This is a genomic window from Pseudomonas viridiflava (assembly GCF_900602065.1).
Taxonomy (GTDB): domain Bacteria; phylum Pseudomonadota; class Gammaproteobacteria; order Pseudomonadales; family Pseudomonadaceae; genus Aquipseudomonas.
In genome coordinates, this window is sequence record NZ_UWFN01000137.1 from 1 (window position 1) to 447 (window position 447).

Consider the following 447-nt stretch of genomic DNA (forward strand, 5'->3'; position numbering starts at 1 on the left):
TCCAGACAATGGTCACTCCGGCAAACTTGGAGAGCAGCGTGGTCAGAATCACGGGTGTTGTCAGGGCGTCGATCATGCCGAAGTAGATGAAGGTATCCAGCGGAATGCTCAGCGCCGAACTGATCCACAGACGGTCGCGCAGTGGTCGCCTGGTGATGCTGAACACCAGCCAGTCGGTGCATTCGGATACCGCAAATGCTGTGGCACTGGCCAGGGCGATGGTCGGATCGCTGGTGACGTAGGACCGCACCAGCGCCGCCAGCATGGCGAGAATCGCGCCGTGGCCGAACCGGATCTGCACCATGTCGCGCAGCACGAACACCAGCCCGCCCCAGGCCGACCAGATGATATCCGGATGCGGTGCACTGGAAAACGCGAAGTTGATCAGCACGACGCTGCCGATGTAGGCGATCAGAAAAAGCATGGGCGGGTACTGTTGCCTGAAAA

Annotated in this window: 1 protein-coding gene; it reads right to left on the minus strand. The window is 60.2% G+C overall.

Features of this window, described 5'->3' with window-relative positions; translation table 11 throughout:
- A partial coding sequence (locus EE949_RS08330) for a VUT family protein (protein WP_122663870.1) occupies positions 1–424 on the minus strand: 424 nt, incomplete at its 3' end.
- Between the last annotated feature and the right edge of the window lie 23 nt (positions 425–447).